This window comes from Celeribacter ethanolicus (genome assembly GCF_002407265.1).
GTDB classification, from domain to species: Bacteria; Pseudomonadota; Alphaproteobacteria; order Rhodobacterales; family Rhodobacteraceae; genus Celeribacter; species Celeribacter ethanolicus.
In genome coordinates this window covers 414710-439687 of the sequence record NZ_CP022196.1, presented here as the reverse complement: position 1 = coordinate 439687, position 24978 = coordinate 414710, and the positions used below count along the sequence as shown (strand labels likewise).

29 protein-coding genes and 2 pseudogenes are annotated in these 24978 nt (G+C 61.0%); 15 read left to right on the top strand and 16 right to left on the bottom strand.

From position 1 onward, the window contains the following. Window positions 1-7 precede the first annotated feature (7 nt). Window positions 8-1552 carry a Fic family protein gene (locus CEW89_RS02120; RefSeq protein ID WP_096807101.1) on the top strand — a complete coding sequence of 515 codons (1545 nt, stop codon included), beginning with the start codon at window positions 8-10 and terminating at the stop codon, window positions 1550-1552. 12 nt (window positions 1553-1564) lie between these two features. Here CEW89_RS02120 and CEW89_RS02115 read toward each other — a convergent pair whose 3' ends face one another. The 3 genes from CEW89_RS02115 to CEW89_RS02105 form a co-directional block, all read right to left on the bottom strand. Further along, on the bottom strand, window positions 1565-2209 hold the full coding sequence (locus CEW89_RS02115; RefSeq protein ID WP_096804723.1) for an antitoxin of toxin-antitoxin stability system: 645 nt from the start codon (window positions 2207-2209) through the stop codon (window positions 1565-1567). Continuing rightward, a complete protein-coding gene (locus tag CEW89_RS02110) occupies window positions 2202-2618 on the bottom strand; it encodes a hypothetical protein (RefSeq protein ID WP_096804722.1) in 417 nt (138 codons plus the stop codon). The genes CEW89_RS02115 and CEW89_RS02110 overlap by 8 nt, the downstream gene beginning before the upstream one ends. A 68-nt stretch (window positions 2619-2686) precedes the next feature. Continuing rightward, entirely contained in the window at window positions 2687-3208 is a 522-nt protein-coding gene (locus CEW89_RS02105) for a hypothetical protein (RefSeq protein ID WP_157779734.1), read from the bottom strand. 215 nt (window positions 3209-3423) lie between these two features. Between CEW89_RS02105 and CEW89_RS02100 the strand changes: the two genes are divergently transcribed. Genes CEW89_RS02100 through CEW89_RS02090 form a run of 3 tightly spaced genes read left to right on the top strand, consistent with a single transcriptional unit; the run spans window position 3424 to window position 5273 of the window. Beyond that, on the top strand, window positions 3424-3753 hold the full coding sequence (locus CEW89_RS02100) for a hypothetical protein (RefSeq protein ID WP_096807100.1): 330 nt from the start codon (window positions 3424-3426) through the stop codon (window positions 3751-3753). Window positions 3754-3761: 8 nt separating this feature from the next. Next, the gene (locus tag CEW89_RS02095; protein ID WP_096804720.1) at window positions 3762-4214 is read left to right on the top strand and encodes a hypothetical protein; all 453 of its coding nucleotides are present in this window, start codon (window positions 3762-3764) and stop codon (window positions 4212-4214) included. 18 nt (window positions 4215-4232) lie between these two features. Further along, window positions 4233-5273 carry a hypothetical protein gene (locus CEW89_RS02090; RefSeq protein WP_096804719.1) on the top strand — a complete coding sequence of 347 codons (1041 nt, stop codon included), beginning with the start codon at window positions 4233-4235 and terminating at the stop codon, window positions 5271-5273. Here CEW89_RS02090 and CEW89_RS02085 read toward each other — a convergent pair. Together CEW89_RS02085 and CEW89_RS02080 are read right to left on the bottom strand one after the other, a co-directional pair. Next, window positions 5255-5593 carry a hypothetical protein gene (locus CEW89_RS02085; protein ID WP_096804718.1) on the bottom strand — a complete coding sequence of 113 codons (339 nt, stop codon included), beginning with the start codon at window positions 5591-5593 and terminating at the stop codon, window positions 5255-5257. The genes CEW89_RS02090 and CEW89_RS02085 overlap by 19 nt on opposite strands. 349 nt (window positions 5594-5942) lie before the next feature. Then, window positions 5943-6107, bottom strand: a complete 165-nt coding sequence (locus CEW89_RS02080; protein WP_198403480.1) for a hypothetical protein — start codon at window positions 6105-6107, stop codon at window positions 5943-5945. Window positions 6108-6660: 553 nt separating this feature from the next. On the opposite strand from CEW89_RS02080, the gene CEW89_RS02075 reads away from it, so the two are divergent. After that, window positions 6661-7758 carry an AAA family ATPase gene (locus tag CEW89_RS02075; RefSeq protein WP_244906137.1) on the top strand — a complete coding sequence of 366 codons (1098 nt, stop codon included), beginning with the start codon at window positions 6661-6663 and terminating at the stop codon, window positions 7756-7758. After that, on the top strand, window positions 7751-10252 hold the full coding sequence (locus tag CEW89_RS02070) for a S8 family peptidase (protein ID WP_096804715.1): 2502 nt from the start codon (window positions 7751-7753) through the stop codon (window positions 10250-10252). Before CEW89_RS02075 ends, CEW89_RS02070 begins: the two co-directional genes overlap by 8 nt. A 617-nt stretch (window positions 10253-10869) precedes the next feature. On the opposite strand, the gene CEW89_RS02065 is transcribed toward CEW89_RS02070, so the two are convergent. Next, window positions 10870-11133, bottom strand: a complete 264-nt coding sequence (locus CEW89_RS02065) for a DUF982 domain-containing protein (RefSeq protein WP_342352344.1) — start codon at window positions 11131-11133, stop codon at window positions 10870-10872. Between the two features lie 747 nt (window positions 11134-11880). Between CEW89_RS02065 and CEW89_RS02060 the strand changes: the two genes are divergently transcribed. From CEW89_RS02060 to CEW89_RS02035, 6 genes and pseudogenes are all read left to right on the top strand, one after another. Continuing rightward, window positions 11881-12066 carry a hypothetical protein gene (locus CEW89_RS02060; protein ID WP_096804713.1) on the top strand — a complete coding sequence of 62 codons (186 nt, stop codon included), beginning with the start codon at window positions 11881-11883 and terminating at the stop codon, window positions 12064-12066. A gap of 57 nt (window positions 12067-12123) precedes the next feature. Continuing rightward, a complete protein-coding gene (locus tag CEW89_RS02055; protein WP_244906136.1) occupies window positions 12124-12945 on the top strand; it encodes a transglutaminase-like domain-containing protein in 822 nt (273 codons plus the stop codon). Window positions 12946-13167: 222 nt separating this feature from the next. After that, window positions 13168-13374: a cold-shock protein gene (locus CEW89_RS02050; protein ID WP_096804712.1), complete on the top strand. Its 207-nt coding sequence runs from the start codon at window positions 13168-13170 to the stop codon at window positions 13372-13374. 56 nt (window positions 13375-13430) lie between these two features. Then, a complete protein-coding gene (locus CEW89_RS02045; RefSeq protein ID WP_244906135.1) occupies window positions 13431-13649 on the top strand; it encodes a hypothetical protein in 219 nt (72 codons plus the stop codon). 63 nt (window positions 13650-13712) lie between these two features. Further along, window positions 13713-13874, top strand: a complete 162-nt coding sequence (locus tag CEW89_RS02040; protein ID WP_157779732.1) for a hypothetical protein — start codon at window positions 13713-13715, stop codon at window positions 13872-13874. Between the two features lie 173 nt (window positions 13875-14047). After that, window positions 14048-14194, top strand: a pseudogene (locus tag CEW89_RS02035) (IS481 family transposase); the annotation flags it as partial. 97 nt (window positions 14195-14291) lie between these two features. On the opposite strand, the gene CEW89_RS02030 reads toward CEW89_RS02035, so the two are convergent. The 8 genes from CEW89_RS02030 to CEW89_RS01995 all read right to left on the bottom strand — a co-directional run bounded on the left by CEW89_RS02030 (window position 14292) and on the right by CEW89_RS01995 (window position 21279). Then, window positions 14292-14549, bottom strand: coding sequence for a hypothetical protein (locus tag CEW89_RS02030; RefSeq protein WP_043870046.1), 258 nt, complete (start codon window positions 14547-14549; stop codon window positions 14292-14294). 488 nt (window positions 14550-15037) lie between these two features. After that, window positions 15038-16012 (bottom strand): calcium/sodium antiporter, encoded by a 975-nt coding sequence (locus tag CEW89_RS02025; protein ID WP_096807097.1) that lies wholly within the window; start codon window positions 16010-16012, stop codon window positions 15038-15040. 142 nt (window positions 16013-16154) lie between these two features. Beyond that, window positions 16155-16478 carry a YnfA family protein gene (locus tag CEW89_RS02020; protein ID WP_096804710.1) on the bottom strand — a complete coding sequence of 108 codons (324 nt, stop codon included), beginning with the start codon at window positions 16476-16478 and terminating at the stop codon, window positions 16155-16157. A 197-nt stretch (window positions 16479-16675) separates the two neighbouring features. Next, complete coding sequence (locus CEW89_RS02015) at window positions 16676-16981, bottom strand: hypothetical protein (protein WP_043871736.1); 306 nt, start codon at window positions 16979-16981, stop codon at window positions 16676-16678. A 97-nt stretch (window positions 16982-17078) separates the two neighbouring features. Beyond that, entirely contained in the window at window positions 17079-19205 is a 2127-nt protein-coding gene (locus CEW89_RS02010; protein WP_096804709.1) for a ParB/RepB/Spo0J family partition protein, read from the bottom strand. A 116-nt stretch (window positions 19206-19321) separates the two neighbouring features. Continuing rightward, a complete protein-coding gene (radC, locus tag CEW89_RS02005) occupies window positions 19322-19810 on the bottom strand; it encodes a RadC family protein (RefSeq protein WP_096804708.1) in 489 nt (162 codons plus the stop codon). Window positions 19811-19924: 114 nt separating this feature from the next. Next, on the bottom strand, window positions 19925-20320 hold the full coding sequence (locus tag CEW89_RS02000) for a DUF2958 domain-containing protein (RefSeq protein ID WP_096804707.1): 396 nt from the start codon (window positions 20318-20320) through the stop codon (window positions 19925-19927). Further along, the gene (locus CEW89_RS01995; RefSeq protein WP_096804706.1) at window positions 20317-21279 is read right to left on the bottom strand and encodes an ArdC family protein; all 963 of its coding nucleotides are present in this window, start codon (window positions 21277-21279) and stop codon (window positions 20317-20319) included. The genes CEW89_RS02000 and CEW89_RS01995 overlap by 4 nt, the downstream gene beginning before the upstream one ends. A 309-nt stretch (window positions 21280-21588) precedes the next feature. Between CEW89_RS01995 and CEW89_RS01990 the strand changes: the two genes are divergently transcribed. The 3 genes and pseudogenes from CEW89_RS01990 to CEW89_RS21145 all read left to right on the top strand — a co-directional run. Then, window positions 21589-21852, top strand: a complete 264-nt coding sequence (locus tag CEW89_RS01990; RefSeq protein WP_020043354.1) for a pyocin activator PrtN family protein — start codon at window positions 21589-21591, stop codon at window positions 21850-21852. Between the two features lie 135 nt (window positions 21853-21987). After that, window positions 21988-22581, top strand: a complete 594-nt coding sequence (locus CEW89_RS01985) for a DUF6088 family protein (protein WP_096804705.1) — start codon at window positions 21988-21990, stop codon at window positions 22579-22581. Between the two features lie 96 nt (window positions 22582-22677). Continuing rightward, window positions 22678-23305, top strand: a pseudogene (locus CEW89_RS21145) (nucleotidyl transferase AbiEii/AbiGii toxin family protein); the annotation flags it as partial. 122 nt (window positions 23306-23427) lie between these two features. Here the strand turns inward: CEW89_RS21145 and CEW89_RS01975 are convergent. Both CEW89_RS01975 and CEW89_RS01970 read right to left on the bottom strand, forming a co-directional pair. Beyond that, a complete protein-coding gene (locus CEW89_RS01975; protein ID WP_198403479.1) occupies window positions 23428-23934 on the bottom strand; it encodes a hypothetical protein in 507 nt (168 codons plus the stop codon). A 191-nt stretch (window positions 23935-24125) separates the two neighbouring features. Further along, window positions 24126-24968, bottom strand: a complete 843-nt coding sequence (locus CEW89_RS01970) for a transglutaminase-like domain-containing protein (protein ID WP_425321036.1) — start codon at window positions 24966-24968, stop codon at window positions 24126-24128. Window positions 24969-24978: the final 10 nt, after the last annotated feature.

Below are 24978 nucleotides of genomic sequence, written 5' to 3'. Positions count from 1 at the left end.
GAATTTCATGGAGCAGACGCAAAGGAATCCGTTTTCGGGTGCCGTAACCGTTTTTCACGAGCGCTGGCTCCCCGAGGAGGCAACACCTGCGGGCTATGCTGCGCTGATCGATGCCTTTGCGCTCGCAACGCCCCTGCCCCGGACACTTTCCGCTATCGGCCCACGTCACAAGGTCTACGAGGCCGACGGCTGGCGCCTCTACACGCCCCGCCATGAACCCGAGGCGAGCCTCATCGGTCATCTGACCTTCGCGCTGCGCTATGAGGGGCTGGATCTGGCAGTTCTCAAACGACTGTTCAAGGCAACCGGACCGGAGCCGATCCAGGCCATTGTCGAGGCCGCCCCGACAGGCAGCTACGCGCGCAGGATCTGGTTCCTTTATGAGTGGCTCCTCGGCGCGGAATTGGAGCTGCTCGACGCCACGCGCGGCAATTACGCGCCCGTGGTCGATGCCAAGCTCCAATGGGACGCAGAGGGCGCCCCCTCGCCGCGCCACAGGGTCCGCAACAACCTGCCCGGCACCCCGGATTTTTGCCCGATGATCTTCCGCACAGCGGCAATCGAGGCCTTCATCGCCCGCGATCTGGCAGCCGAGGCCCGCGCGGTGCTGGCCGAGGTGCCCGCCGATCTGCTGGCGCGCACGGCAGCCTTCCTGCTGCTCAAGGATTCGCGGTCGAGTTTCCAGATCGAAGGCGAGAACCCGCCCCAGGATCGCATCCGGCGCTGGGGCCAGATCATCGGCGAAGCCGGGCGGCATCCGATCGACCGGGCAGAACTCGAACGCCTGCAACGCATCGTCATCGGCGATGCCCGCTTCGTCCATCTGGGCCTGCGGCAGGAGGGCGGCTTCATTGGCGAGCACGACCGCGCGACCGGCGCCCCCCTGCCCGATCTCGTCAGCGCCCGACATGAAGACCTGCCTGCGCTGATCGCCGGGCTCGAAGCGTTCGACCGCGATATCGCCCCGGGGCTCGACCCTGTTCTGGCTGCCGCCGGCCTCGCCTTCGGCTTCGTCTATATCCACCCGTTTGAGGACGGCAACGGGCGCCTTCATCGCTACCTGATCCACCACGTGCTTGCTGCACGCGGCTTCAATCCGCCCGGGCTGGTCTTCCCGGTGTCGGCGGTGATCCTCGAACGGATCGAGGCCTATCGGCAGGTCCTCGAGAGCTATTCGCGTCGGCTGCTGCCCCATGTCAGCTGGCGCCCAACCGATCGCGGAAACGTCGAGGTGCTGAACGACACCGGCGATTTCTATCGATTCTTCGATGCCACGCCCCATGCCGAATTCCTCTTCGCCTGCGTGGCCCAGACAATCGACCATGACCTGCCAGCAGAGACCCGTTTCCTGCGTGCCTATGACGGGTTCAAGTCCCGCGTCTCTGGCCTGATCGACATGCCGGACCGCGTGCTCGACCTGCTGTTTCGCTTCCTGCACCAGAACGGTGGCAGACTCTCCGGACGCGCCAGAGCGAAAGAGTTCGCCGCTCTGACCGATGAGGAGGCTGACCGGATCGAAGCCATCTATGCGGAGTTGCAGGACGAGTTCTGAGGCCGAGCCTCCTCACCCAAACCGTTGGCCGGCTTCGGTGAAAGTGTAGCCGTTGGCGATGATGGCCTCATCGACAACGTCATCCGAGGACAGATAGTCATCTTCGCTCTCGAGCTGGCGGTAGAGCCAGCGGGCGAGATTGCGCAACGCCTCAATCATGGTGTCCTCGGCATCGGCGGTCATGTCCTGCCAGCTCGGGCTGTCACGCTCGACCGAGATCGCCATGCAGTATGCGTGACAATAATGGCCACGATGGCTGGCCTCGGCGCGAAGCTGGTAGAAATTTCGACGCTGGATTGCCTGAAGAGCATCGGCGATGCGATGAAGCGCAGTATCCTGCGGCGCGTATTCTCTGATGCGTCGCGGGGCGCCCTTGCGGTAGGCATAGAAAGTTTCGAAGCAGGCACCATCGCCCTGACTCCAGAACCCCCGGAACCAGATGCAGGGTTCCTGCCGTGTGCCGCCGCCCATCAACCGGACGGTTCGGGTCTTGAGGTTCAGCCCGAGGATTTCGGCGACGCGCTGGAAATCCTCATAGACGGCATTGTACCAGTCATCGTCGAAGCCACTCTCGCGATACCAGGCGCGGGCTTTGTCCCGCGCCGTTTCGGAAAGTTCCTCAAACCGATAGACGATGGTTTCGATAATATCAGACATAGGGATCGCCTCCGTCGAGAACGATGGCAAGCCAGCCGTCCGTGTAGATCCAATCCACCGTCTCTCCGGTGGCGAGATCGAGGACGTGCGCCCCGCCGCCGAACCCGTCCACACGCGGCTTCGAGCAGGTATTGGCGTATTGCATCCCCCAGAGGCCGGTCAGACCGAACTCCTTCGCGCAGCGTTTGACGAACTGGATGACATGCTCGGGATCGCCTGTGACGTCATCACGCATCCAGAGCTGGGTTCCGCCATGCTCGGGCTGAATGGAGAGCAGGAAGCCGTCCGAGGGCGGATCTTCAGCGGCGCTCTCATTCGAGAGCGCGTTGTAGAGATCAAGCGCGCGGGCAGCATTCTCGGGGGTACCCACGTCAAGCAGGCAGGAGAAATGGGTGAAATAGTCGGCCATATCAGGCTCCTGAAATGAGAAAGCCCGGCGCGAGGCCGGGCGAAGGGGATGGGAAGGCGGATGAGGGATCAGGCGGCCTGAAGCCGACCGATCTGCACGGCACCCCGCCAGGCCGGGTCGACCAGACGGGCATCGAGGGCGGTGGCATCGCGCCGCAGATCACACGCTGTCTCGTATTCGCCCCGATCCTGGGCTGCCATCGCCTGCCCTCGGAGACGACAGGCCTTCTGCACCACACGCCGCGCCTCCGCCTCGGAGGCGACCGGCGCGCACCAGATCAAGCCGGCCGATGCGATCTGTCCAGCCAGACACAACCGTTGCTGGTGGTCCTGAAGCACCAGCAGGTTCGGCGTGAAACCCAGCATGTATTCCGCGCGAAGCCCGCCGGGGCGGCCCCGACGCGCGGCACACCCAATGGCCTCGTCAAGCTCTCGGAACCGGCCGAGGAGGAAGGTGGTCTGGACTGGCCAGGAGCCGAGGTCGGGATCATGAACCAAGGTTTCGCCGACGCAGATCAGGCTGAAGGGGCCGGCGTCTGCGAGCATTGCTGGCAGTGCATTGGCCGGAAAACAGGAAGTAAGTGCGTTCATCGGGACATCTCCGCGACGGGCGCCGGAGGCCTCTCCCCCGGCTTTCAATCCGTCACGGAGCCCCCTCCCTTCTCTGCCTCTCTCTGTCCGGCGGCACCAACCGGGACGCCCCTCCTTCAGGACGAAGCCGGCAGGAGGGTTGTTTCATCTGGATAGTATGATTGCATTCGCGCTATGGTGTGGGCACATATTGTGAATTTTACTTGGAGTGGATCTTGAGCAGAGCGGGTTTTATTTCTCTGGTGCCCTTTGCGTGCTTTGGCATTCCGGCGCAGGCCCAGACCATTCCCCGTTACGATGTTGCAAGCTACTGCCAACAAGTCGCGGATGTTAGCGGTGGATCCGCGATGATCCGTAACGGCTGCATGGATATGGAACAGCAGGCTTACGACGTCCTGAAACCCGTTTGGTCACAACTGTCCGGCACTTCGCGCAATTACTGCGATGAGGTCGCGCGGGTTAGCGGTGGGTCTTATAGTATCCTTCAAGGCTGCATCGAAATGGAAACCGATGCCGCGAGATCGCCTCGTTCCTTTGAATACTGAGAATATTTATGAAACCAGTTTCCACAATCCTGGCCGCCGCATTCGGTGCTCTCCTGTTCACCCCAGCGCAGGCTGACTTCATAGACACCCGTTGGTCGGTTGTAGGTTTCACCGGCGAAGCGTGGTTTATCAACCCGCAAAGTGTCATCGGTCAGTCTCAGACCTTCAATCGCGGATACGCAGAAGGCGTTTTCTATAAATGCGACTATGCTGGTCAGTCTTCCTCCTATACCTCGTATGACAATGACGCCTTTTTCACCAATCCCGAATTTGAATTGTTCTTGCCGCTTCGCGAGGAAATGACGCTAAACAGCGAAACCATTTTTGTTCACCGCATCACTTGTGAGGGTGGCGGCAACCCAGCCAAGCGGCATGTGATGTATCCATTTGTCACGAACGAGGCGCGGAAATCCGCTTGGTACCTGTTCGAAGGCGGGGTGTTCTCGCTCTATAACCCGTGATCTGAAAGGGGCGTCGAAGTGAAAGCTTTTCTGAAAGGATTCGGCATTGTTGTTGCCCTGACAATCGCGGGCATGATCCTTGCAACGGTTGCGCCGAAAATTGGGGTATGGGTCGGGCTGGTTTTCCTCGTAATACCTTTGGTGGCGGTGTTCAAACCGCTCCCCCAACTTCACTTGGGGCACCGCGCATTCAGCGCGTCCGTCGCGTTCTTTGTCGGACTTCTGACCACTGCAGCGTCCTATGGCCTCGTGTCGGATACGCAGCGCCTGGCTGATCTGCGGGCAACGGACCCTGCCGCCTATCTGGCAGAACTTGAAGATCGCGATCAAACCAAGTGGCTTTCGGAGTTGGAAGACCTGGCTCCCGAACGCTACGCCATAGAAGCGGCGAAGGTCGCTGAGGCAGAAGCGGCGCGAAAGGCCGAGGTTGAGGCTGCGGACGCCGCCCGAAAAGCTGAGGCTGAAGCCGCAGCCGCGGCGCGGGCGGAGGAAGTTGCGGCAACACGCCAAGCCGAACAGGCAGCTAAGGTTGCCAGCTATATCGAGCAATTGGACCGGGAGATTGCCTCTATCCCCGGCGTGCAGGCATCGAAGTATACCGGCGACGTTGCCACCATCAACACCGGCCTGTTGCTCATCGGTGCATGGGCATTGCTGTATGAGGAAGGCAACGCGCTGGATCTGAACGATGAAGCCCGGCAGAAGCGCCAGAAGTTCCGGCAGTTGCTTGTCCGCAAACAGATGGAGCTGCTGCCCATCATGCGAGACGCTTACGGCCCGGCGATGCGCCAGCAACTTTGGGAAGCGGACGGCAGCGCCCGGACTATCGGTGCGGGCTATCGCACAGTGGAATTCGTATCTGCGGCCTTCGCACGCAATGCCAATATCAAGCAGATCCATTTGGAAATTCGGGAAAACCTCATGATGCTGAGGTTCACCCGCGCACAATATAAGTGGATCAAGCAGGCATCTGAGTTCAGCTATTACGATATGGATGTCCCAAAAGACTCTGATATCGTGAAATGGGAAGATGACGGAGGTTATCGGGTCCTTGACTGACGGATGTTCCTAGATTTTTCTTTTCGTGCCTGTTTGGCACAGATCTGTCCAATACTGGTGGGGCTCAAGCTGAATTCCCGCGCCAGGCTTGCTTTCGTCTCTCCGGCAAGGTTGCGTTCGTATATTTGCGCGTTCCTATCGGCGTTGTCGGCGCGATTTTTCTGCACCTTATCAAAATCGTTCCGCTCGCTTTCGGTCCAAACCTTGTATACTTCCTTGTTGCGGTCCCGATTTCGGATCCGGACGACGTATCGTCCGTCCACCATGCCTCGCACCTCATAAGAACCGCCTGCAAATTCAATCCGGTCACCCAGACTCATGCCTCTGCCCTTTCACTGAAAATACGAGGCATCAATAGCAGCAACACGACCGCATTTCCAACTGTCAGGAAACGGTAAGGGGGACGCATTGGAATGCCCAAGTCCCTCCTCTATCCCCTATCTGCGTGGCAGCAACCCAGGCCGCGAAAGGCCTCGTGACCGTCAACGCCCCCTCATCGGAGCTGTTGCCCAGAACCTTTGCAACAGCCTGAGAGCGCTCTAAAAATCGAGCCTGGATCATAGGCGGCTCAGCGTCTCTGTGGCTGGCAACTCCAAGCGCCTTGAGAGGCCGCAGCGCCGACGTCCGGGTGCAATGCGCTGGAGGGGGTGAATGAGGCGCTTACGCGCCTCATTCAAAAGGATCCAGTTCCAGCTTCACCATATCCTCGTCACCGTCGAACTCGTCGGCGGGCATGGTGCCGTGGGTTCCGTCCCCGGCCTGGAACACGACGATCACGACCATCAGAGTGGTGGCGAGGCTGGCGGCGAAAGCGGTGGCATCTGCATAGGACATCGGGATTGGCTCCTGTCTTTGGAGGCGGGGGACCATCCCCCGCGCTGACCAAGCGCCCGACGTGTCTGACCGGATCTGCACTCACCCTCGGGCGTTCGGACTTTTTCCGAATCCCCGAGGGCGGTACGCATGCGTAAGCCGACCCCTCCGGGGTTGAATGTTAAAGAGACGGATCAGACCAAGGTTAGCGAATGGAAGCGGGGGTGGTGTCTTGCATCCGACAGGTGCCGGATCTCCCCTTGCAGATGCTTCGCCCGGCCAACCCTTACCGCAGCATCAACAGAGGAATTGCGTTACAGGCCGGAGATGGGACCGAACCCATGGCACGTGCCTTGATGGGATGACGGGGACATGGTGAAGTTGGAACTGGAGCCGCCGCGTGACCCTCCGCCCCCTGTACACGGCATGACGGTCATGCGACCTGACCGCTTGATGGGCGGTGGTGCGACAGTGGTTCTGGAAGCCAGGTCACAGCGCTCGAATGATGTGGATACGGGGCGATCCGCCGGGCAAAGCCCCGCAACGTGCACCTGCGGGCAGAACAAATATGCCCATGTGCGACTTGTTTCGATCACGCCGATCTTTCCAAAACCGCGAGAGTCAATTAGGATTCGACGAAAAGACAGACGACTGGGGCGACGCGGTGTCAAATGCGAAACAGATACTGGCGATGCTCAGAAGCCAGGCGGAAGGCGATGAAGAACAGTTCTTCTCCATCGCGCTTCAGGTTGCGGCTGGCGAGGCCCGCCAGGGACACCGTGCGACCGCAGAGGATATCCGTGCGGCAGTGGATGCCGCACGTTCACAGCGCGGGACGCGGGCGTCTGTTCCGATCGCCTTTTCTCGGCCGCGTGGAGACCTCGACAGCCTTCTCGATCTGCGGGACCCGCAGATCCATCTTGCCGATGTGGTGCTGAATGCAGAGGTGAAAGGTCATATCGAAGCGGTTGTGCTTCAGCAACAGCGTCGGGATTGGCTCCGGGAACATGGGAAGACACCGAGCCGCCGCCTCCTCTTTGCCGGACCTCCGGGATCGGGGAAGACGATGACCGCCGAGGCACTCGCGGGCGACCTCCATCTTCCTCTGTTCGTGATCCGTCTCGAAACCCTGATCACGCGCTTTATGGGGGAAACGGCCGCCAAACTGCGTCTGGTTTTCGACGAAGCGCAGAAGCGCAGAGGTGTTTATCTCTTTGATGAATTCGATGCCGTGGGCAGCAACAGGTTGGCGACGAATGATGTCGCGGAAATGCGGCGGGTACTGAACAGCTTCCTGCAGTTCATGGAAGAGCCTTCTGCGACCGACAGTGTTCTGGTGGCCGCTACGAACCATCCCTCTCTTCTCGACCGCGCGCTATTGCGGCGCTTCGATGAAGTTCTGCAGTTTGAGATGCCATCAGCAGATGAAGTGCGCGCCATTATCAAGGCACATCTGTCGCCGATGAAATATCCCAAGATCAATTGGAAAACCATTGTTGCCGCGGCCAACTGCCTCAGTCAGGCGGAAATTGTCCATGCGGCAGAAGAGGCCGTGAAAGCGGCAATCCTTTCAGAACGAAATCAGATTTCCACCGCCGATCTGACGCGCGAGCTTCGCAAACGCCAGGCCATGAGAACGGTGTTCTCTGAAGAACAGGGGCACATTGGCTGATTACGAGCACCGTCACATCGACCTGAGCGGTCTTTCGACAACCCGCGACTACAAGTCCCCAGGCAGTAACGCCCGACAACGGCCGCTCCAGCGCATCCGCGAGGAACATGGCCAGCGCATTGTCGGCGAGCTGGAAGCCACCTTCGAGGCGTCTGATCTCGGACGAGAGGATTTGGGGGCACCTGAGGGAGCTCCAGCATCCGACGGCGTCTACCTTGAGGTGGAGCTCGCGCCCTCTGTGGGACCGACCACGCTGGAGAAGACGCGCGAGGGGACACGCCAGGGCGCCGTCACACTTTCCGAAACCGGTGCGCGGCGCATTGCCCTCTTCGTCCCCGATGAAACCAGAGATGTCTTTGAGGCGGTTTTCAGGGATTACGCCTTTACGGAAGTTGACGAAGGTGCCGAGGCCCCGAAGAAGTCCCGCGTCGAGCCTGTCGAGCATATCCGCGCCGCGCGCTTGCGAACGTTCTGGCGCGACGATCCCCTGGCTCTGCCCGATGATCCGCAGGCGGAAATGTGGTGGGCCTTGTGGTGTTTTGCCGACCGCCTCGAACGTGTCGAGACCAGCGCTCAGCGGCTCGGCCTGACCGTCGGGGGCGAAGACAGCTGGCTGCACTTCCCCGAAGTCGTGGTTCTTCCGGTGCATGGGCGCAGAGCAGCGATCGAGATGCTGCTGTTTTCAACGGGAGGCATTTCCGAAATCCGGCGGGCGAGCGATACGCCGACGGTATTCACGGATGAACTCGAGGAGATGGCGAACGCGTTCGTGAATGATCTGGCCGAAAGGATCACCTGGCCAGGCCGCGACGTGCCCGCGGTTTGCCTCCTCGATACGGGTGTGAACCGCGGCCATCCTTTGATTGAACCTGCCCTGGCTCCGGGTGACATGCACGCTGTGCATGCTGATTGGGGGGTGGATGATGATAGTCCTAGCGGGCATGGATCCGGAATGGCCGGGCTGGCGCTCCACGGCGACCTGACAATGCCGTTGGGAGATGCGTCGCATCCAGTCCTTGCGCATCGCCTCGAGTCCGTCAAAATCCTTCCACCGGACGGCTTCGAGCAGAATGATCCCGGCTCCTATGGCGCGATTACAACCTCCGCCAGTTCGCTACCGGAGATAACGGCTGCCGAGCGGCCGAGGGTCTTTTGCATGGCCGTGACGAATGAAAACCGATCGGGAGCGGAGCCGACGGCCTGGAGCTCGGCTCTCGACCAGATCTCGGCGGGCGTGGACGCAATCGAGGAAGGCCCGGACCATATTCGGCGCCTTTTCGTCCAGGCGATCGGCAACATCGCGGACAGCTCGCGCGCCGAGGACATTGCTGATGGCGACGCGTTTCCGGGAGAAGATCCCGCACAGGCATGGAATGTCCTGACGGTCGGCGGCACAACTCTGAAATCAGAAATCGCAGAGGCCGGTTACCGAGACTGGCGCGGATGGTCACCTCCCGGGGACCGCAGCCCCTACAGTCGGACGAGCGCGCTATGGCGCGCGGGGCAGTCGCCGATCAAGCCGGAGATCGTCTTTGAAGCTGGAAACCGCGCGCTGAGCAGATCGGGGCTCGAAGCACTGTCGGTCCTCCCTTCCCTCTCGGTGCTCACCACGGCGAAATCGGTCGCTCCGCATCCGGTGACACCCTTCTGGGCAACCAGCGCAGCGACAGCGCAAGCGGCACGGCTTACGACGCGGATCATGGCTGAGCACCCGGAGTATTGGCCTGAAACCATCCGCGCCCTGACCGTGCACAGCGCCCGGTGGACGCCGCATATGCTTGCGGAATTCAACGCGACCGCGTCAAAGTCGGACAGAAAGGCGCTCGCAAGAAAATACGGATACGGGGTACCGGATCTTCGGCGCGCCCTTGCTTCGGCCCGCGATGATCTTGCGTTGGTTGCCGAGCAATATATCCAACCGTTCCGGGTCGAGAATGGCAGCGTGCGCTTCTCGGATGCTCATGTCTACCGCCTGCCCTGGCCCCGACAAGTCCTTGAGGATTTGGGCGACCAGCCTGTGCGCCTCAAGGTGACACTCTCATATTTTGTCGAGCCGAACCCAAGCTTTGCAAGCGCGATCGATCCTGCCCGATATCAGTCTTTTGGGTTGCGCTTCGACCTCAAGCGGGCACGCGAAACCGACGGGAATTTCCTGCGCCGGGTGAACAAGGATGACCGTGGCGAAAACGACCCTCGCCCGATCAACGAAGACAACGACGGCTGGTTCTTCGGGCCGAAGTCGATCTCTGCCGGCTCCATTCACATGGATATCTGGGAGGGCAGCGCCGTCGAGCTCGTGGAACGTGATCTCCTCTATGTCTACCCGATCTCGGGCTGGTGGCGCGAAAGGCGAGCCCTGGGGCGAGCGAACAGCAAGGCCCGCTATGCGCTCGTTATCGGCATCGAAACCCCGGAGGTCGACGTCGATCTGATGACGCCCATCCAGACCGAAGTCGCGGCCTTGCTTCAGACCGGTATCGATATCGAAGTTTGATTCCTGCACGGCTCACCACCTCTCATAATTTTACCTTCCCCTTCATTGGGTGAGCTTTGGGTTTGACGAACTTCTTGGAAGGGTTCGCCTATTTGCGTTTGCCATTCGGACGCGCGATCAGTTTCTCAATTGCAGAATCAGCCATGCTTTCGCAGCCAATGGCCTCTGTGTAACGTTTCACGAGGGCCAGAGTTTTGTGGCCGGTTCCGTTCCTATCTCTTGCGCTGTGGCTCCAACCTCGCCCAAACGACGCGCGCACGCCTTCCTTAAGCCGTGGGCTAAACACTGGGGCAGCTTGGCCTCATCGGTTCTGCGTTGCATGAGATTTCCCAGTCCACCGGCGGAGCGGATGGTGCCTTTCTGCGTGGCTACAAAGGGGCCTCCTTTGATGTGAGCTAAAGCGTTTTGCTTTTTATCTGAGACAGGGAAAAAGCAAAACGCAGTGCAACATATAAGCGTTGTGAGCGCTTCGCCCTAAATCTGTGATTCAGATTTAATGCGAAACGCTTTAATGGAATGAACGGCCTTCCCACTCACCGACATTCATGAGGAGAGCAGAGAAGCTCCAGAGGCAACCAAAAGGAGACATGGGAGGGTAACTACGCAGAAAACCTTGGCTATGCGACTGTCTGCGATGCCACCACAGGCAAGAAACCTGCGGTTTTCGCGGCCATCATAAACGCTTTGCGCGCCTCGCCGACAGGGGCCATGCAATCCATTGCAGCTTCAATTGTCTCCAGTGCGCGTTGCCGCGCGTCGTCTGACACGGGCCATTTGCGGTGAAGCCAGTGGCGCGCTTTTTCGATGGTGCCGAATTTCTGCACGTCGCCCTCGGGTGAAGTGACGAGCGACAGGGGAGTGCCCCAGTAAATTTCGATCAAGGTCTTTTTCTTTCTCGGATACAAACCGCATGACCGTAGAGACGGGATCGCGGTTTCGGGCAGCGCGTGGCATGCGGCCAACGGCATCTGCCCTTTTGGGTGACTTGGTTCAGATGAACTCAAGAGAAATGACCGGACGTGGCGCGGCGCAGGTGAATGTCTCCACCATGCATCTTCGTCGCACAGGCTTATTGCACCGTACTGCGGACCCTTCGTCCTGGTCAGGTGATGAATTTTGCGACTGAAAAAACAACCGCGTCGTCTGCCTCGCGCGGATTGCGGAGGGGCAGAGACACATCTGCGGGCCATTTGGTGAATGCGCCACGGGCCAGACGTATGAGGCATACATAGATGCTCTGCCGCCGAAATACGAGGCATTTTTCTGAGAAAGAATCGAAACCCGCCTTAGCTATGGAAAACAATCACTATTATTTTCTGAAACTCGGGCAAGCCGGGCCGCGTCTCGCCATCCCACGGTAACTTCATGGATAAGTTGCGCCGCGCGCATGTCATTTCACTGGTAATGCGGTGCGCGATCCCCCATATCTATTGAGGTTACAAGGAAATTCTCACAGGCGGGCGACGACCCGCGCCATCGCTGCGGTGCGCAATATGCCCCCAGTTTCTCCTCGTATCCGCACGACACACCAAACGAACTGGTCCCAAGTTGCCGATCCCGAGGAGGCTGCCACATGTCTGTGGCGTCTTTTCCGCATCCGCAGGTTGCTCCCGGAAAGGACACTCAAAATGACAAAACACATTGGTCACAGCACCGAAACCGACGCCGAGAAAACACCCATCACACAAAAGCCCCAGATCAAGCCGACCACTGGCGAGGCGCCGAAACCGCGTCGCTCGATTTTCGATGCGTCGTATGCCCCCGTCGGCTCCGAATTGCGCAAGGCGTGGTCGCGCCATAATCGCAAATCATGAGACCACCGAAGGTGCCCCGGCATCCGGAAGCTGGACGAAACAAACAGGAAACGCGCCATGACCCCACCTGATCTTCGCATCAAACTCGGCTGCCGTTTCCAGTTCGAGCTGCCGCAACCGACCCCGATGATCGCGCTTTTGAACGTGCATTTCTCACGGGTCAGCGATCTGGAATACCCGGATCACCTCACCACCACGCCCCGCGTGCCGATGAGCGGCTATCGTGACGGGTTCGGCAATTGGTGCACGCGGCTGATCGCGCCACAAGGACGTTTCACCATTGAGACGCAAACGATTATTCGGGACACGGGCCTGCCCGACGCGCGTCCTGAAATCGGCACACAGGCCCCGGTTGAGGCCCTACCGGACGAGGTGCTCGTCTATCTTTTGGGCAGCCGGTATTGCGACACCGACACCCTATCCGACACGGCATGGCAGTTGTTTCAAAATACGCCCCCCGGATTGGCTCGGGTGCAGGCGATCTGCGATTTCGTGCATGGACATATCCGCTTCGATTACCTTGCTGCGGATGCCACACGCAGCGCTGCGCAGGCCAATCACGACGCGCAGGGCGTCTGTCGCGATTATGCGCATCTGGCGATCACCTTTTGCCGCTGTATGAACATTCCCGCGCGGTATTGTACCGGCTATCTGGGCGACATCGGCATGGAGCCGCCCTATCCGCCGGGCGATTTCGCTGCCTGGATGGAGGTCTGGCTCGATGGGCGCTGGTGGGTGTTCGATCCGCGCAACAACATGCTGCGCATCGGACGGGTTCTGGTCGCGCAAGGGCGGGATGCCGCGGACGTGCCGCTGACCCATTCTTTTGGCGAAAGCCTCCTGTCAGGCTTCGCAGTCTGGAGCGATCAGATCACATGACCACCCACCAATTGGCGGCCCCAAAAACCACGCCGCACCCGGACCGTCAAATCTTTTATTTCTTTTCCTTTGCTATTCGGAGCCACGTCCTGTACCCAATAGGAGCAACGTTTTTTCCATCTGCATCCTGTCTCCCTTATCGGTTCCAGTCTGCCATTTCGATCAGACTGTGCCGGGCATCCGCATTCGCGTGGGCTGCAAAATAATCAAGGAGACATCACAATGGCCAATGGCACTGTGAAATGGTTCAACCAAACTAAAGGCTTCGGCTTCATCGCACCGAAAACCGGTGGACGCGACATTTTCGTCCACATTTCGGCGATGGAACGCGGCGGCATCGCGCAGCTGGATGAAGGTCAAGACGTGACCTTCGATGTCGAAGCCGGGCGCGACGGACGCGAGTCCGCGACCAATCTGGCACTCGCCTGATCTGACCGGTTTCGGACCCGGCGGTCATTGCCGGGTCCCACAACCAAGGAGGCTTCATGCCCCATAAAGACAAGGCCGCCTCCCTGTTTCGCCAAACGACGACCAAGCCAGCCACGCCGCATGACCGTACGGCTGCGGCGGCTCGCGAGATCATCGAAACGGAGGCAGCACGACGTGCCGACCTGACGGCCAGCCTCAAGGCCGCACGACTGTCGCGCGACGCAGGCAAGGACGCGCCTGACAGCCCGCTTGCCACCGACAAGAAAAACACTTGAGCCGATTTCATGGGCTCAAGATGAAATTCCGGGATGTTTCCGGAATACGATGGAGGGCCAAACATGACACTCAAAAAGACCCCCGCAGGTGAGACCCCTGCGATGATGACCATTACTCAAAAGAAGAAGAAATCCGACCTCGGTTGGCATCATTTCTTTGAGCGCCTTGCAGCTGACAAGGCTTTGGACACACGACAAGCCTTGCCACACAACGTCCAGGAATGACGTCATCTCTCTATAACGTATGGAAGATGGCGTTTTCGGTGGACCGACTGAGCGCGGTCAGGCTCCAATAGAGCCGATCAGCGTTCGTTGATGCACCACCGGAAGGTGAAGCGGCAGAGCATCGTCTCTGCCGCTTTGCTTTTACAAACCGCGTTTCATGATTCCAAGCTTTCCAATTCCAATATACCGCCATTGATAATGCTACGAGGGTTCGCGCACTCAAAGTCTACGAGAAACACACTCAGACCAATGCAATCAACTTCGTGAACAACGTCATTGAAAAGTTCCCATTCCGCATCCGCGAGATCAGGATGGATAACGTCCTATGTCGGAAAATTCTGGCCGCTTAGGTCAGCAAGTCGTTTGGAATCCGGCTGACCGGGTACCTTTATAATGTTGCCCAGACGGGCTCTGCCGTCAAGAAATGATCTCTTCCATAGCAAACACAGGGTAAGGGGGACAACCTTGTCCCCTTCGCGGCGCCGATCCGTGGCCCGCTGCATAGCCGCCTTTGTCGGGCGGTAGCGCGATAATTTCCCCTTGTTGGCCCCACGCTCCATGGGCCAGTGCGAGGTAGAGCGCCACGCGCAGGGCGTTGTCGTCCAACTCGTGGTCAGTGACCATCTCAAGCAAGTATTGCAGCTTGACCTTGCAGAAGGGCAAAGGCTCAGACATTGCCCCCTCCCGAAATTGCGATCAGGCTCGCGATCTGGTATTCAGTTCGTGCAAACTTTACGATTTGGCCGTTGACGCGGCTGCCAGCTCTGTCAGCGGCCTTTCGATTTTTAGCCCCCAGAAATGGTTCGCCAGAGGCTCAAAAAAACACAATTAAATTAAAAGGTTGGGTTTTCTGACTCGTCAGCTCAAACTATTTAATTTCCTCACCCCTCGCAGTCCTCTCCCGACTGGGATGACACACTGCCCGCTTCGTGCGGGAGTGGGTTTTGGCCGGCATTGGGGAAGACCAAATTTTGTCTCCGTTTCCGGCTTCTGACCGCGTGCGATTAGGGGATGCCACCCTTCCTGCTTGAAGACGCGCATGAGGGCGCCGACCCCTCTTCGGAACTTCAGGTTTGCGATAGGGCAACCCCAGCTTGAGCTGACAGGACTGCCGTGCCATTGCTGAAACTCAGCCGAAATCTGACGGCGGGGCGGTACCTGCGTCACGGCCAAAGCATCCAGAGGTAGGCGACATATCCGGTTACAAGAACCGCGCCCTCACGCCGACCGATCCTCAGGCCGGTAGCGGCAAACAGCACCAACAGAAGTGACACCGCCACCATCACGGGCGCGTCGAACCCTGCGATTTCGGATGGGACCTGTGACGGGGCGATAAGGGCGGTCGTTCCCCCGATCCCGAGAATGTTGTAAATGTTCGACCCGACCACGTTGCCGAACGCCACATCCCCATGGCGTTTCAAGGCGGCGATGACCGACGTGATCAGCTCCGGCATGGAGGTGCCGACCGCCACGATGGTCAATCCAATCACCGTCTCGGAGACCCCGAACCCGCGCGCCAGCGCCACAGCTCCGCTCACAAGGAAAGATCCGCCAGCGACCACAAGTATCAAGCCGGCAAGGGCAACAAGAATGGGGACGGCCAGACGCTTCACCGCATGAGGCGGCGCAAGTCCCGGGTCGACCTCTGCCAACGCCAGGCTCTTGTCGTGCAGGGCTCCTCCATCGGCCGCGACCCTTTCCTGATGGATCACGAACCAGATGTAGCCGATCAGCATGACCACGAACCCTGCACCCGCCATCCGCCCCATGGGCACGGCCCAGGCCAGACCCGCAAAGCCTGCTGCGACCGCCAGCATCACGATGGCATCCCTGCGAAGTGCGGACCGCGCAACAACGATCGGACAGATGAGGGCAGACACGCCTGCGATCAGAAGGATGTTCGCGATGTTGGAGCCCACAATGTTGCCGTAAGCGATGCCCGGAGATCCATTCAACCCCGCCTGCACCGATGTCACCAGCTCTGGCATTGAGGTTCCGAAACCCACGAGCGTCAGGCCGATCACCAGTGGCGAGATCCCGATGCGCTCGGCCGCCTGCACGGCCCCGCGCACCAGAAGCTCTCCCCCGGCAACCAGCAAAATCAGACCTCCCAGCAGCGGCACCCAGGTTTCAATCATGATTGCCACTCCGCGGGGCTGACGTGACACGATCCCGATTATCTGGAAGGTCGCCCCCATCGCCGCAAGGTGCTGCGCAACATATATTTTTCCCGATCGCCGACCTCGGTGTGGCGCAGCAGGGCAGGACAGGCTCAGGGCATCAGACTGCGCGGGAACCAAGCAGGATGACGAAGGCGCCAAGGAGGCACAGACTGCCCCCGGTCAGGTCCCACAGGGTCGGTCGCTGCCCCTCCATGCTCCACATCCAGAGCAGCGACGCGATGATGTAAACCCCACCATAAGCGGCAAATGCGCGGTCGGCGGCCTCGGTATCGATCAAAGCGAGCAGCCCGCCGAAGAGGACCAAGCTCGTCACGCCCGGCACAAGCCACCAGATAGAAGCGCCGCGCCACCACGACCAGAGCGCGAAACAGCCTGCGATCTCGGCTAGGGCGGCCAGCGGGTAGATAAGAAAGGTCGTCATGCGTCATGTCTCCGATGGAAAGCACGTCTCATTGAGGGCGGATGAAGGCCCTGCTTGGACAACAGTCCAAGTTGCCTTTAAGCGCGGATCGTCCGCACCTCTGGAAAGAAATGCCGACGATCGGGCCGAGATTGCAAAACCCACCGCGCCGATAAGCCCCGGGAAACTCCTTGCATGTTTTCAACGCGACGTAAGGCTCAATCCCAAAGACCATCAGCGATCTCGCGCGCAATCATGGCCCGAGTTCTCATCATCACCTCATCGCCGCTCGTGTCGATATGACCGTAAAATCGGGCATGACCGCCATTCGCGGCCCAATCGGCGTAGCGGCAGTATTCTCGCTTTTCGAGGCGAAAGACACGCATATCTTCGGCCCAATGCGGTTTCGGCTCCACCACCACGGTGATGCCGTCGCGGGTTTCCTCCCAGGGCAGCGTGCGCTCCGAAGGCGGGTTGGCGCTGTCCTCGCGGAAGATCTGGTCAATATCGATCGTTGCAGGCATCAGGATTCTCCAAAGAAAAAGCCCGGTCACGAGGACCGGGCGCGTTTCTGAAACGGAAGAGATGTGGCGGGGCAGCCAACGCCGCCCCACCTGAAGATCATTCGGCGGCGACCATTGGCTGCTCCTCGCCCTCCGTGGCGTCTTCATCCTCGCCATTGCCGGCAAGGAATTCAGGCAGATCATCCGCCTCCGTGTCGCCCCCGGCATCCACCGCGATATCGGCATCGCGATCTACCATGCGCAGCGGCTCCGGCAACCAGCCGGTTTCGGCCAGCAGGCGCTCGGCCTCCGTGGCCATATCGCTCTTCTTCAAATGGTCGATGAGCTGGGCGGCCCGCTCGCCGGCGCCCTCACGCACCGCCTCGATGATCCGCGGCTTGGTCACGCGACCGAGATAGTTGCCGACGGTCGGCCGCCAGCCCACGGCCACCATGTCGAGGCCTGTTGCCCGCGCCAGCCGGTCGGCTTGGGACAGGCGCACGTCGAGCCCGTGCTGGCTGACGCCCATGCCGCCATAGGGGTTGGGCTTCTCGTGCAAGGCGTTGACGCCGAAGCTGATGCAATGGGCGAGCAACTCCATGCGGGTGTCGTCGTCCTGATCGACCAGCCAGTCCCAGAGCGCCGCATCGTCGGTCGGGATATGATCGCCCCAGCGTTCGTGGCGGTCGGCGATGGCGCGCGCCGAGGCGCTTTCGCCCAGATCGTCGGCCTGTGCCGGAAAATGAACCTCCCGGACATGGGCCTCGAGGCACCCCCTGGTGGAATGCGGCAGGAAGCAATCGGTGACCAGCCGATGCAGAAGCGCCGTCATCGCCACATGCGGGTTCGCCGCCACGGCATCGCGGAGCGCCAGCGTGCGATGCGCGGTCAACTCGCTGACGAGGCGATCGGGCAGAGGCCGGATGGTCTCGACCTCATCGTCCTCCTCGGGTTCGGTCGCCGTACCGCCCACCATGATGACCGCGCGCTGCACACCACCGGACTCGCCGCCCTCGGGAGAACACCCATCGGCCCCCTGCCCTTCCTGACCTTCCACCACCTCATCGTCGGCACGGACATAGCCGCGCTCGACGGCGAGTTGGCCGTCGTGGCGGAGGCTGACGAAGACACCGGCGCGGGCCATCTGATCCGCGTCATAGCGCATCGGCCGGTTTTCGAAGGCCTCCAGTGCCTCCTCGATCTCGCCGAGACGGACATCCACCTCGTCGGGGAACTCGTCGGCCTGGGCATATTCCGCCTCCAGCCCGTCGAACTCGTCCCGCAGCTTTTCACGCTCGGCGCGTTCCTCGTCGGTCAGGTCGATGGTGGTGCCGGTCAGGCGACGCAGGCCACTTGTATGGCCGTAGGGGAAATCCGCCGCGGCCTCGATCCACTTCCAGCCCTCGGCGGCGATGGTCTCCGCCTCGGCCTTCAGCCTCTCGCCGACCAGCCGGTCGAGCAGCACCGGGTCCTGAAGCCAGCCGCCATCGTCCTGCTGGAAGAGATCGCGCAGCACATAGCCTCCCGCCGCCTCATAGGCCTCGATGCCGACGAAGAGAGCCCGTTTGTCGGAGGCCCGCACCGTGGTTTCGGTCAGCATGCGCCGGATGGTGTAGGGCTCCTTCTGCCAGCCATCCTTGATCGCCTCCCAGACCTGTTCTTGGCGGGCGTGGTCGTCAGAAACGGTGAAGGCCATGAGCTGTTCCAGCGTCATGCCGTCCTCGGCATAGGTCTCGAGCAGCGCCGGCGAGACCGAGACCAGGCGCAGGCGCTGTTTCACCACCTTGGCGTCGACGAAGAAGGCCGCGGCGATTTCCTCCTCGCTCATGCCCTTCTCACGAAGGACCTGGAAGGCGCGAAACTGATCGAGCGGATGCAGCGGCGCGCGCTCGATATTCTCGGCAAGCGACACCTCGTCGATCAGAATGTCGTCTCCGGCCTCCGAGACGATACAGGGCACCGGCGTGGTTTTGTTGAGGCGCTTCTGCTTGACCAGCAATTCCAGCGCCCGATAGCGGCGGCCGCCAGCCGGCACTTCGAAGAGGCCGGTTTCCTGCCCCTTGGCATCGAGCTCGGGTCGGACATGCAGGGACTGGATCAGCCCGCGGCGGGCGATGGACTCGGCCAGTTCCTCGACCGAGATGCCGGCCTTCACGCGCCGGACATTGGACTGGCTGAGCACCAGCTTGTTGAAGGGGATGTCGCGCGAGGACGACAGGGTGATTTTTTGAGTGGCAGTGGCCATGTCAGGGTCTCCATGACGGACGCCGGGGAGCCTCTCTCTCCGGCAACCAGCCCGTCACGAAACCCCCACCCTCCTTTCCCTCTCATGGCCGAGCTGCGGATGAACGCGCAGACCCATCAGAGGTCGCCGCGGGCACGCAGGCTGGTCTCCCGGCCAGCCCCGGTGATGATGTGGTCGTGCAGTATCACCCCCAGGGACGCACAGGCGTTCCGGATTTCCTTCGTCATCGCGAGGTCGGCGGCCGACGGCTCCGGATCACCGGCCGGATGATTGTGAACGATGATCAGCGCCGAGGCATTGAGCGCCAGGCAGCGCCGCAGCACCTCCCGGGGATAGACCGGGACATGATCGACCGTGCCGATGGCGAGGCACTCGTCGGAGATCAGCCGGTTCCTCCGGTCGAGATAGAGGACATGGAAGCACTCCACATCGCCCCTTATGGTGAGGGCGCAATAGTCGAGCACCGCCTGCCAGGACGACAGGACAGGGTTCTGATTGAGGTGGCGCAGCAGGATCTGCCGGGCCTCGTAGACCACGGCCTGCTCCTGGGCGGAGAACCGGAGCGGCTGCGGTTCGATGGCGGATGTTCTCGTGTTTCGTGTCATGGTGCTGTTCTCCGACGGGCGGTCGACCAGGCGCCGAACTTTCTCCGCGTCACAGGAAGAAGCGCCGCCCTTTTCCTGCGAAGAGAGCGGCGCCGAAGCTGAAGAGCGTGGATCTCAGGAACGCCGGGGCTCCGCATCGGGGCGTGTCCCGCCTGGCAGACGGCCCGAGCGATAAAGCAGCCGCTCGGCATCGCGAATGCTGCCGGCATCGCGGGCGGCCTCGGCCCAGACCGAGATCGGGAAGTCCCCCGTGAACAGCAGATCCCGCTCGATGCCCATGCCGAAGGGCAGCCGAATGGAACACAGTTCGTTGAGGCTCCAGGAGCCAAGTTCGGGGTAGCCAATGTCGGCCAGGCCAAACATGATGTCGCCGTCCTCGTCGAGCTCGGTCGCAAGCCAGACACCGGCGCCAAAGGGATTGAAGAACTTCACGACCGGGATGTGATCCTGATCGCGATCGCGGCCATTCGCCAGCAAACGGTCACGCTGTGTGTCGGTCAGGAGGATCATGCCGCGGCCCTCCCTTCCGTCGGGGTTTGCCGATCAACATCGGTGCTGTCGTCGGGCAGATGGGCCAGCAGCCAGTCGGCCGCCTTGCTGGCCTGCGAGGCTGCACGAACGATCACGCGGGAATCCTCGCGCAGCACCTCGAGCCAGGAGCCGATGTAATCGGCGTGGCGCACAGTCGGGACGATCCCGAGCGAGGCGCAACAAAACGCGCTCGAAATCTCGGCGATCAGTTCCTCGAAGGCGTATGTCTTCGTGCCGAAACCGCCCGAGAAATCCCGCCCCAACCGTGAGGCATGTCCTGTCGCGTGCCCCATCTCGTGCAGGGCGGTCCTGTGCCAGTTGATCGGCTCGAAATAGGCCTGCGGAGGTGGCACCTGCACGTAATCGAGCGCAGGGACATAGAAGGCGCGGTTGCCGCCGATCCGGAAATCGATGCCGGTCGCTTTGATCAGTTCCTCGACCCGCGGCTCGATCAGCCCGGGCGGCGGTGGCGGTGGCTCGACGGCGATGTCGTCGGGCAGCCCCTCGCATTGCGCCGCATTGAACACGGTAAAGCGCTTCAGGAATGGGATGCTGTTCGCATCTTCTCCGGTCTCCCGCGCGCGGCGCTTCTCGTCTTCAGGCGTGAACCGGTCGGCATAGACGACGGTCGTGCCGCGCTCGCCCTTGCGGACATTACCGCCGAGCGACAGCGCCTGGCGGAAGGTCAGCCACTGCTGGGTTGGATAGCCCTGCTGGATGACGGCACCCCATAGGATCAGGACATTGATCCCGGAATATTGCCAACCCGTGCTGGCGTTGCGCGGCATGGCGAGCGGCGCCTGCGCCGCCGCCGTTCCCCAGGGCTGGGCCCAGGGCAGCCGGCCCTCCTCCAGCTCGGCGATGATCTTGTCGGTAATGTCGTCATAAAGGTTCGTTCGCGGGCCGCTTTTGCGGGCTGCGCGATGCTCTCTGGCCATCGGAATGATCTCCGCGACGGGCGCCGGAGGCCTCTCCTCCAGTCCTCAACCCGTCACGGAAAACCCGCCCGCACTCTCACTCTCAGGGGGCGTTGCGGGGCCTCCCCACTGATGGGGGTGCGTCGGCAACGCCAGTGCCGACCAAGGGGAAGGCTTTCCCCTCCCGGTTGGTCATAGTATCCCTTCACACACTTCAGGTGCCCCCCGATCCAACGCCCCCGTCCGATTTGCGCTCTATGCTATCCGTCTCCCCGACAACCGGCTGCGCGCCCTTCTCCCATCTATGCGATCGTGTTTCATTCCGGGATCATGAACACGGCGTTTCTCTTGATAGCGATGTATTCCGGGCGACCGATCATTCCCGCTGAGGATGTCGCCAGGGATTTTTTCGGTCTGAGTACCGACAAGTTCATCCGCAAAGTCTCGGCCGGTTCCATCGCCCTTCCTCTCGTCCGCATGGAAGCGTCGCAGAAATGCGCCAAAGGCGTCCATATCGATGATCTGGCCGAGTACCTGGACAAGAGGCGGGCTGCAGCCGTCAAGGAATGCCTGCAACTGCAGGGCCTTCGGTAAGCGTGTTCCCATCTGAAAATCGCCGAAGGCCAGCCTGCTGCCCATGGCACGAAGCGACCACCCTCCTCACCTCGCCCGACAGCACGGATTGAATTCTGTCAGAAAACTGCGTATATTTCTGACAGGAGAACGATCATGCAGCGCCTTGCCGAACAGATATTGACCCATGCAGAGGGACTTCCGGAAGGAGCGCCACTTGCCGCAAAGGGGCTGCTGCACCTCGGCAGCCGTGCCGGTGTGGATCAGGCCTTGTCGCGCCTCGCCGAGCGCGGTCAGTTGATCCGTGCCGGGCGCGGGGTTTACCTGCGACCAATCAAAAGCCGGTTTGGAACGCGCGCGCCGTCCGTGGAACAGGCTGTCGAGGCCCTCGCGGCGCAACGTGGCGAAGTCATCGTTCCAACCGGCGCCGCCGAAGCGAATGCACTCGGCCTGACTACGCAAGTGCCTGTTCGATCCGTGTACCTGACCTCGGGTCGCAGCCGCACGCTCTCCTTGGGCAAACAACTCGTGGAACTGCGCCACGCCCCCCGATGGCAACTCGCCCTTGGGAAAAGGCCGGCAGGCAGTGCTGTTCGCGCCCTGGCCTGGCTCGGGCCGGAACAGGCAGAGACAGCTCTGAGATCGCTGAAGCAGAAACTGCCCGCAGCGGCGTTTGACGAATTGGTAATCGCGGCACCGCAGTTCCCGACCTGGCTTGCACGCAGTGTCGGAAAGGCGGCGCATGTCTGAACCCTTCCTGTCTTTGCCGCCTGCAGACCGCAAGGAGGCCCTGGCCGTAGCTGCAGATCGCTCCGGGCGGCCCGCGCACCTGCTCGAAAAGGACGTCTGGGTTGTCTGGCCCTTCAGACCCTCTTCAGGTCCGAGCTTGGTGAGCACCTCGTCTTCAAGGGCGGAACATCCCTTTCCAAAGCCTATGGGGCGATCAAACGCTTCTCCGAAGACGTTGATCTGACCTATGACATTCGGGCAATCGCGCCTGATCTGGTGGGCGAACGCTCCGAAGCCCTGCCAACCACACGCAGCGAGGAAAAGCGCTGGTCGAAAGCTGTCCGGGATCGCTTGCCGAAATGGGTCGACGAAACGACACAGCCCTTGATCCAGGACGCCATTGAAGCGCAGGGGCTCCCCGCCTCGACACGGGCAGATGGCGACACGCTTTTCATCGGTTACGAGGCCGCCTCTTCTGGCCCCGGCTATGTCGCCCCCAAGCGTAATGCTGGAATTCGGCGCGAGATCGACCGGCGAACCGGCGAGCCTGCGTGACGTCTCCTGCGACGCGAACGGGCTGATCGACGGCGTGACCTTTCCAACCGCGACACCGCGCGTGATGCATGCCGAACGAACCTTTTGGGAGAAGGCCACGGCGATCCATGTTTTCTGCGTCCAGGGACGGCTCCGCGGGGAGCGCTTCGCACGCCATTGGCATGACCTGGTACGCCTCGACGATGCAGGCATCGCGGATGTGGCTATTTCCGACCGCGGCCTCGGCTCTGCAGTAGCGCGGCACAAGCGCATGTTCTTTCCGGAGAAGCTACTGAGGCATCTCGATCTTCCATCGCCTACTCGATTTTGGTGTCATTCGCCGATCCCTGGTCGTGCGCTTCCGATGCGCGGTCCGGATCGCTCGAAAGGGTCACCACCATGCGGCAGAGCCAAGGCTGTCCTGTCTTCTGAACGTTCAGGCACACTCACGGGTTGGATCGACACGGGCCGGCTCGAGTAGAGGGCACGCAGATCGGCCTCGGCCACGCCGTCGGCCAGCATGACGAGACGGATCATCGGATCGGCAAGCATCTCTTCGAGGAAGAAATCGGTCAGTGCCTTGCCGGTGAGCTTGTCCTTGGCGACCGCATTCTCCAACTCGGCGAGCTGTACGGTGAGCGTTCGGTTGAGCCCGGGATGCGTGGCATGCGGATGGAGCCGCACGAGAACGGACGATGTCCATGTGCCCGGTTCGATCCAGTTCACAGGCTCCAGAAGCTGGGTCTCGATTTCGTATTCGCCCGGCGGAAGGGCTTCATTGAAACTCGGAAGTTCGAACGGTCGAAGAAAAATGGCGGTCGTCTTGATTGAAGAGGTCATCTCGATGCTCCAGAATAGTTTGCGATTGCGGGCACCCGCACGAAAAGATGATCGTGGGGCCTTGTCTTGTCGGCCATAAGGCCGCGTCACCGGATCTGGCGAGCGGCACGGCCTCAACCTTCGTCAACGGCGGTCGGTCTCAGGAGTCGGCATGACGCGAACAGACCGGTCCGAGGTTGGGATGCCAGCGCTCAATTCCGAGCACCAAGCGGCGCCTTCCCCGGGTCGTTGCGCGCATCCCAGGTCCAGACTTCGAATTGGGTCAATGTGTTTGGCCCGAAAGTTTGCGTCAGCGGCACGTCCGCTGCATCCCGACCGCGGGCGATCAGGATTCTCCCCTTGCGCCGGGTGTTGTTTCGCGGATCGAAGACCCACCAGCGACCGTCGAGAAAGACCTCCATCCAGGCCGCGAAATCACCGGGCGGATGAGGCTCGGGTTCGCCGATATCGCTCAAATAGCCGGTGCAGTAGCGCGCCGGAATATTCATGCAACGGCAGAAGGCGATGGCGAGATGGGCGAAATCGCGGCAGACGCCGTGCCGCCCGGCCAGCGTTTCCGACGCGGTGCGCGTCGCACTCGCCTGCATGTAGTCGAACGAGACCGCAGAATGCACGAAGTCGCATATCGCCTGGACACGCGCCCAGCCCGGCGGCGTATGCTCGAACAGATGCCAAGCCTCGCTCGACAGAAGGTCCGTGTCGCAATAGCGGCTGCCCAAGAGGTAAACTAGGGTTTCCAGGGGCAGGTTCTGAACCGGATGCTGCGCCGCATGGGGCGCGACCGGATCGGGCAAGCCGGAATCCCGGAAAATCCCGTCAGAGGATAACGTGAACTCTCCGGCCGGAGCCACCATCCGCGTGCACCAGTTTCCGAACCCGTCCCGATAGCTTTCGAGCGGCACGCTTGGCGAGGTCACCAGATAGTCGGCGCGCTCGAGATCACCGAAGCGCGAGTAGTGCACGTTCAGCATCGCAATAAGGGGCGTCGGCTGCGTCAGCCGATAGCGCAGGCGGCACCCAATGTGCATCCGTATGCCGGAGGCG